Source organism: Enterobacter sp. PP-008-ECC_S150 (genome assembly GCF_045257065.1).
Classification (GTDB): Bacteria; Pseudomonadota; Gammaproteobacteria; order Enterobacterales; family Enterobacteriaceae; genus Enterobacter; species Enterobacter chengduensis.
Map to the genome: position 1 here is coordinate 145,593 of NZ_JBJHHG010000016.1, position 6,263 is coordinate 151,855.

Here is a 6,263-nt window from a genome sequence, read left to right on the forward strand (position 1 = left end):
CCTTACCCGGCCTACATGATGCCCTCTGAAAACCTAATGCAAAACCGCTGCTTGCGGCGGTATGCATACACATCTTCGACGTGCCCATTTTTGATCCGCGTTTGCAGTCCGCGCCAGTAGCTGGCACGAAACAGATCCTCATGCATCTCTTCGAACAGCGGCCCGATGCGCGGGTCGGCGCACAGCCAGTGGCGAAACTCTTCCGGAAACACATCGCCCGGAGAAACGCTGTACCACGGCTCGCTGGAAAGCTCATCTTCCGGGTAGCGCGGCGGTGGTATATCGCGGAAATTCACCTCGGTCATGTAGCAGATTTCATCGTAATCGTAGAACACTACCCGCCCGTGACGGGTGACGCCAAAGTTTTTAAACAGCATATCACCCGGGAAAATATTGGCGGCGGCAAGCTGGCGAATCGCGTTGCCGTATTCTTCTATGGCATCGCGCAGCGCTTGCCCTTCAGACTGCTCCAGCCAGATATTCAGCGGCACCATGCGGCGCTCAATGTAGAGATGGCTAATCGCGATTTTGTCGCCAAGATCGGTGATTTTCGCAGGCGCTTCCTGCATGAGTAGCGCCATGAGCGCCGGGTCGATCTGCTGTTTGTCCAGCACAAAGTTTTCGAATTCCTGGGTATCCGCCATGCGTCCGACGCGGTCGTGCTCTTTGACCAGCTGGTAGCAGGCGCGGACGTGCGCGGCGGTCATCTCTTTCTGCGGTGCGAACCGGTCTTTAATCACCTTAAACACCCGGTCGAAGCCCGGTAGCGTAAAGACCAGCATCACCATGCCGCGAATGCCGGGCGCTTCAATAAACTGCTCATCGGCCGCGGTGACATAGCGCAGGTATTCGCGATAGCTTTCCGTTTTGGCGTGCTTCTGGCAGCCAATCGCCATATACAGCTCGGCGGTGGTTTTACCCGGCAGGATCTCGCGCAGCCACTCCACCAGCGCGGCAGGCAGTGGGGCGTATACCATGAAATAGGAGCGGGCGAAGCCAAATACGATGCTGGCCTCGGCGCTGGTAGTCAGGCAGGTATCGACAAACAGTTCCCCGTCGTCGGTACGGTGGATCGGTAACAGAAACGGCACGATGGCGGTCGGCGTAACCAGTTTGCCCACCAGCCAGGCGGCTTTGTTGCGGTAGAAAAGCTCGTTAGCCACCTGCAGATGGCTGCGGCCGAGCGCCTCCGCGCCGAAGGTTTCGCTAAGATGCGCGTGAATATACCTGATATCCCGGCTTTTATTCTCCCAGGGCAGGCGCAGCGGCAGATCCGTTAGCACGCGGTGCAGGAGCTTTTCCCATCCGCGATCGGGAAAGAAATCTTTCGCCAGCGGACGGGGAATGGTTCGAAAGCGTCGTTCGGGCTGGGAGCTGAAGATAAATAACCGCTCAGGAGATAACGAGCGGTGGTCAAATAACCGGCAATAGACGGAGTTGAAAAAGCTCTCCGCAATCTCGAAGCGCGGGTAGTCGGGTAACAAATGGGTGTAGTGCTCCTTCACGCGCAGTAAAAAATCCGCATCCGGACTTTTACCGTCGGTAATACAGCGCAGCTGCTCCACCACCAGACCCACGTGGTGGTCGTAGAGGTGGATACGCTGCTTCATGGCCTGCTGAACCGCATGCCAGTCAGCATGTTCGAAGCGCTGCTGCGCGCCGGAGGTCACTTCAAGAAAACGACCATACTGGGCATCGAAGCCCTGCAAAATAGTTTGGGCAATCAGTAATTCCAGGCCACGCGACATAAATTCCCCTTACCCCTCACCCTAACCCTCTCCCCAAAGGGGAGAGGGGGAAAACATCAGAACTGTGCTTCTTCCGTTGAACCCGTTAAGGCGGTGACGGAGGAGGTGCCGCCCTGAATAATGGTGGTCACGTTATCAAAGTAGCCGGTGCCCACCTCCTGCTGGTGAGACACGAAGGTATAACCGTCTTTGCCTGCCGCAAACTCCGGCTGCTGCACCTTCTCGACGTAGTGCTTCATGCCCTCACCCTGCGCATAGGCATGGGCCAGGTCGAACATGTTGAACCACATGCTGTGGATGCCCGCCAGGGTGATGAACTGGTATTTGTAGCCCATGTCGGACAGCTGCTGCTGGAAGCTGGCGATGGTTTTGTCATCCAGCTTTTTCTGCCAGTTAAAGGACGGCGAGCAGTTGTAGGCCAGCAGTTTGCCCGGGTATTTCGCGTGAATAGCATCAGCGAAGCGTTTTGCCAGCGCCAGATCCGGCGTGGAGGTTTCGCACCAGACCAGGTCAGCGTAAGGCGCGTACGCCAGCCCGCGGCTGATCGCCTGTTCGATACCCGCATGGGTGCGATAGAACCCTTCGCTGGTGCGCTCGCCGGTGATGAACTCGCTGTCGTACGGGTCGCAGTCAGAGGTGATCAGGTCCGCCGCATCCGCATCGGTACGGGCAATGACCAGCGTAGGCACGCCGAGCACGTCAGCCGCCAGACGCGCGGCAACCAGCTTCTGGACCGCTTCCTGTGTTGGAACGAGTACCTTACCGCCCATGTGTCCGCATTTCTTCACTGACGCCAGCTGATCTTCGAAGTGAACGGCCGCTGCACCGGCCTCAATCATTGATTTCATCAGCTCGAAGGCGTTCAGCACGCCGCCGAAGCCCGCTTCCGCATCCGCGACGATCGGCAGGAAGTAGTCGATGAAGCGCGGATCGTCAGGTTCGATGCCGGCGGCCCACTGGATCTGATCCGCACGGCGGAAGGTGTTGTTGATCCGATCCACCACCGACGGCACGGAGTTAGCCGGATAGAGCGACTGATCCGGATACATGCTGGAGGCCAGGTTGGCGTCCGCCGCGACCTGCCAGCCGGAGAGGTAGATAGCCTCAATACCGGCTTTCGCCTGCTGCAGGGCCTGACCGCCGGTCAGCGCCCCGAGGCTGTTGATATAGCCCTTTTTGGAACCACCGTGCAGCAACTTCCACATTTTCGCCGCACCGTTCTGCGCCAGCGTACATTCCGGGTTAACCGAGCCGCGTAATTTCACCACCTCTTCCGCGCTGTAAGGACGGCGAATGCCTTCCCAGCGAGGTTGTGTCCATTCTTTCTTCAGTTCTTCGATTTGTTGGGTACGGGTTTTCATGTGCAGATGCTCCATATTGTTATGTGGTGGATTACGCCAGGAAGCGGTAGCCCGGCAGGGTCAGGAAGTCGATTAAGTCATCGGATGTGGTGATTTGCTCCATCAGGCGCGCAGCGTCGTCAAAGCGTCCACTGCTGAAGCGGTGTTCGCCGAGCTCGTCCTGAATCACCCGCATCTCTTCGGCCAGCATCTGGCGGAACAGGGATTTGGTCACCGGCTTGCCGTTGCTGAGGGTTTTTTGATGGTGGATCCACTGCCAGATAGAGGTGCGAGAAATCTCCGCCGTTGCGGCATCTTCCATCAGGCCGTAGATCGGCACGCAGCCGTTACCGGAGATCCAGGCTTCGATGTACTGCACGGCGACGCGAATGTTGGCGCGCATGCCCTCTTCGGTACGCTCGCCCGCGCACGGCGCCAGCAGCTGTTCTTCAGCCGTTGGGGCATCGTCTTCACGGGTGACAAACAGCTGGTTTTTGTTGTCGCCGAGGACGCGGTTAAAGACGTCCATTGCCGTATCGGCCAGGCCAGGGTGGGCAATCCACGTCCCGTCGTGACCGTTACGGGCTTCAAGCTCTTTATCGGCTTTCACCTTGTTGAGCACCTGATTGTTGCGCTCTGCGTCTTTGCTCGGGATAAACGCCGCCATGCCGCCCATCGCAAAGGCACCGCGCTTGTGGCAGGTTTTGATCAGCAGACGCGAATAGGCGCTCAGGAACGGTTTATCCATGGTCACGACCTGGCGATCCGGCAGGACGCGATCGGGATAATTTTTCAGGGTTTTGATGTAGCTGAAAATATAGTCCCAGCGTCCACAGTTCAGGCCGACAATGTGGTCGCGCAGGGCGTGCAGAATTTCATTCATCTGGAACACGGCAGGCAGCGTTTCAATCAGCAGCGTGGCCTTAATGGTGCCGCGCGGCAGGTTGAAGCGATCTTCCGCATAGCTGAAGACCTCGCTCCACCAGGCCGCTTCCTGCCAGGCCTGCGTTTTTGGCAGATAGAAATAGGGGCCGCTGCCTTTTGCCAGCAGATTTTTGTAGTTGTGGAAGAAATAGAGTGCGAAATCAAACAGGCTGCCCGGAATGGCTTCCCCACGCCAGGTAACGTGTTTTTCAGGCAAATGCAGACCGCGTACGCGGCAGATCAGCACCGCCGGGTTCGGTTTGAGCTGGTAGATTTTTCCGGCTTCGTTGGTATAGCTGATGGTGCCGTTCACGGCATCGCGCAGGTTGATCTGCCCTTCTATGACCTTACGCCAGTCAGGTGCCAGCGAGTCCTCAAAGTCGGCCATAAAGACCTTCACGTTCGCGTTCATGGCGTTGATCACCATTTTGCGCTCTACCGGACCGGTGATCTCGACGCGACGATCCTGTAAATCCTCAGGAATTCCGCGAATTTTCCACTCGCCACGACGAATGGAAGCGGTTTCCGAAATAAAACCAGGCAACTTGCCATCGTCAATTTCCTGCTGCTGGTGAATGCGTGCCGCCAGCAGCTTGTTGCGCTGCGGCGTAAAGCGGGTCACCAGCTCAGTCAGAAACTCTACCGCTTCTGGCGTCAAAACCTGCTGTTCTTGCTCGCCGTACGGCTGGGTAAAGGTCAGTTCATCGACCGTCGTTGCCTGTTGAGTCATTACTCTGCTCCTCATCAAAGATCCAAAATCACGCTCCCGATGCGAACGAAAGATCGTTGGGTAGTTTTCGCTCAGCAGAATTAAGACTATCTATATTTTTTCTAAAATCAAAAACAATTTCCATTTTAATTATATTATGCAATTAATTATATGATTTTATTGGAATTAAAGTTTTATTGAATGATGAGTGGTATTTCGGAAATAAAAAAGGCACCCGAAGGTGCCTGATTTGAATAGCTGAAACGCTTTAGGATCGTTTAGTGCAGAAGATTACTCCAGCGTCGGGTTCATGTGACGCAGATCGTATGGCGTTATCTGGTAGACGTAATAGTTGAGCCAGTTAGTGAAAAGCAAATTCCCGTGGCTGCGCCAGGTTGCTCTCGGTTTGTTTTGCGGATCGTTTTTCGGGAAATAGTTGTACGGTACATCCGGATTCAGACCCGCTTCAACATCACGAAAATACTCTGACGCGAGAGTATGCGGATCGTACTCAGGGTGTCCGGTCACAAAAGCAATACGCTTGTCCTTGCTGGCAAACAGATAAGCATCGCCATCTTCCGTTTCGGCCAGGATCTCGAGATCGGTGTAATCACGAATCAGCTGGGCCGGGAAATCAGCATAGCGAGAATGCGGGGCCAGGAAAGAGTCATCAAACCCACGCGTCAGCAACGCATGTGGATGGAGAATGTAGTGTTCGTATACGCCGGAGAGCTTTTCAGTGCGGGTTTGCTTGGGGATGCCATAGAGAATATTGAGTGCGGCTTGTACCGCCCAACAGACAAACAGCGTGGACGTGACGTGATCTTTTGCCCACTCCAGAACCTGTTTGATCTGCGGCCAGTAGGCGACATCGTTAAATTCAACCAGACCGAGCGGGGCGCCGGTTACAATCAGGCCGTCGAAGTTTTCCCCCTGAATATCATCGAAGTTACAGTAGAAGTTGTTCAGGTGCTCAGAAGGCGTATTGCGTGATTCGCGGGCATCGATTCGCAGCAGTTGAATATCGACCTGCAGCGGGGAGTTCGACAGAAGACGCAGGAACTGGTTTTCTGTTTCGATCTTCTTTGGCATCAGATTGAGAATAAGCACCTTCAGCGGGCGAATTTCCTGACCTGTCGCACGCGAAGTCGTCATGACGAAGACGTTTTCTTCACGCAAGAAATTGACGGCTGGTAGCTCGTCCTGCACCCGAATCGGCATAGCTTTGTATCCTCACAGCATACGTATAAACGTTTAGACATCCAGACAGCTAACGATACCCAGAAACGGGGATAATGTCGAGTCTGCAAGCGGAAGGTGAGAAAGTTTCAAGGAGGGGTGCGGCCTGCTAAGCCATCCACCCTGATTTTATGACGCACAAAGCAAAAAACCCCGCACCTTTCGGTACGGGGTTCTTCTTGTTTGATGCCTGGCAGTTCCCTACTCTCACATGGGGAGACCCCACACTACCATCGGCGCTACGGCGTTTCACTTCTGAGTTCGGCATGGGGTCAGGTGGGACCACCGCGCTAAAGCCGCCAG

Annotated in this window: 4 protein-coding genes and 1 rRNA gene; all 5 read right to left on the reverse strand. The window is 55.3% G+C overall.

The features are described 5' to 3' along the window. Positions 1 to 11 precede the first annotated feature (11 nt). Positions 12 to 1,748 (reverse strand): bifunctional isocitrate dehydrogenase kinase/phosphatase, encoded by a 1,737-nt coding sequence (gene aceK, locus ACJBF3_RS17875; RefSeq protein ID WP_045328953.1) that lies wholly within the window; start codon positions 1,746 to 1,748, stop codon positions 12 to 14. A gap of 56 nt (positions 1,749 to 1,804) precedes the next feature. After that, positions 1,805 to 3,109 (reverse strand): isocitrate lyase, encoded by a 1,305-nt coding sequence (aceA, locus tag ACJBF3_RS17880; protein WP_045328956.1) that lies wholly within the window; start codon positions 3,107 to 3,109, stop codon positions 1,805 to 1,807. 31 nt (positions 3,110 to 3,140) lie between these two features. After that, entirely contained in the window at positions 3,141 to 4,742 is a 1,602-nt protein-coding gene (aceB, locus tag ACJBF3_RS17885) for a malate synthase A (protein ID WP_045328958.1), read from the reverse strand. Between the two features lie 270 nt (positions 4,743 to 5,012). Beyond that, positions 5,013 to 5,942: a homoserine O-succinyltransferase gene (gene metA / locus ACJBF3_RS17890; protein WP_045328960.1), complete on the reverse strand. Its 930-nt coding sequence runs from the start codon at positions 5,940 to 5,942 to the stop codon at positions 5,013 to 5,015. Between the two features lie 206 nt (positions 5,943 to 6,148). Continuing rightward, positions 6,149 to 6,263, reverse strand: a 5S ribosomal RNA gene (rrf, locus tag ACJBF3_RS17895).